The following is a 1,654-nucleotide window of genomic DNA, read 5'->3' as shown; positions in this document are numbered from 1 at the left end:
TCCTCACCCGCCAGTGCGGCGCCCGGTTGCGAGGTCGACTACCGGCTCAACGACTGGGGCTCGGGCTTCACCGCGGACGTGGAGATCACCAACGTCGGCGACCCGGTCAACGGCTGGACCCTGGAGTGGGACTTCTCCGGCAACCAGCGCATCAGCAACGCCTGGAACGCCACCGCCACCCAGTCCGGGCAGCACGTGAGCGTCACCGACGCCGGATACAACGCCTCCGTCGCCACCGGCGCCAGCGTCACCTTCGGCTTCCAGGCCACCTACTCCGGCACCAACGCCGCCCCCACCGACTTCACCCTCAACGGTGTGGCCTGCACCGGCGAGCCCGACCCCGACCCCGACCCGGACCCGGACCCCGACCCGGACCCGGACCCCACGCCCGGGGAGCGGGTGGACAACCCGTACGCGGGCGCGGACGTCTACGTCAACCCGATCTGGTCGGCCAACGCCGCCTCCGAACCCGGCGGGGACGCGGTCGCCGACGAGCCCACCGGGGTGTGGCTGGACCGCATCAGCGCCATCGAGGGCAACAACAGCCCCACCACCGGCAGCATGGGCCTGCGCGACCACCTGGATGAGGCCCTGGAGCAGGCCGGCGGTGACCCGCTGGTCTTCCAGGTGGTCATCTACAACCTGCCCGGCCGCGACTGCGCCGCGCTGGCCTCCAACGGCGAGCTGGGCCCGGAGGAGATCGACCGGTACAAGAACGACTACATCGACCCGATCGCTGACATCCTGGCCGACTACGAGGACACCGAGCTGCGGATCGTGGCCACGATCGAGATCGACTCGCTGCCCAACCTGGTCACCAACGTCTCCCCGCGTGAGACGGCCACCCCCGAGTGCGACCGGATGCTGGCCAACGGCAACTACGTCGAGGGTGTGGGCTACGCGCTGGCCACCCTGGGCGACATCGACAACGTCTACAACTACGTCGACGCCGGCCACCACGGGTGGATCGGGTGGGAGGACAACTTCCTGGCCTCGGCGGCGCTGTTCTACCAGGCGGCCAACGCGGCCGGGGCCACCCCGGCCGACGTGCACGGGTTCATCGCCAACACCGCGAACTACTCCGCGCTCAGGGAGGAGAACTTCTCCCTGGACCAGACGATCGCGGGGGTGCCGGTGCGCCAGTCCTCCTGGGTGGACTGGAACAGCTACGTCGATGAGCTCTCCTTCGCCCAGGGGCTGCGCGCCGAGTTGGTCTCGCAGGGCTTCGACTCCGGGATCGGGATGCTCATCGACACCTCCCGCAACGGGTGGGGCGGCCCGGACCGGCCCGACGGGCCGGGTCCGACCACGAGCGTGGACGCCTACGTGGACGGGGGCCGCTACGACCGGCGTATCCAGGCGGGTAACTGGTGCAACCAGGCCGGGGCCGGGTTGGGGGAGCGTCCCCAGACCGCTCCGGAGCCGGGGATCGACGCCTATGTGTGGATGAAGCCGCCGGGTGAGTCCGACGGGTCCAGCGAGCCCATCGACAACGACGAGGGCAAGGGGTTCGACCGCATGTGCGATCCGACCTATGAGGGCAACCCGCGTAACGGCAACAACATGAGCGGGGCGCTGCCCAACGCTCCGGTGGCGGGTCACTGGTTCTCCGAGCAGTTCCAGGAGCTCTTGGCCAACGCCCACCCGCCCGTCC

General features: G+C 70.0%; 1 protein-coding gene. It reads left to right on the top strand.

Features of this window, described 5'->3' with window-relative positions:
- Positions 1 to 1,654: glycoside hydrolase family 6 protein (locus FYW95_RS27425; RefSeq protein WP_160051002.1), on the top strand; the 1,654-nt coding region annotated here is incomplete at both ends.

It is taken from the genome of Nocardiopsis sp. FR4 (genome assembly GCF_009830945.1).
In the GTDB taxonomy this organism is placed as follows: domain Bacteria; phylum Actinomycetota; class Actinomycetes; order Streptosporangiales; family Streptosporangiaceae; genus Nocardiopsis.
This window is presented reverse-complemented; position numbering and strand designations above follow the sequence as displayed.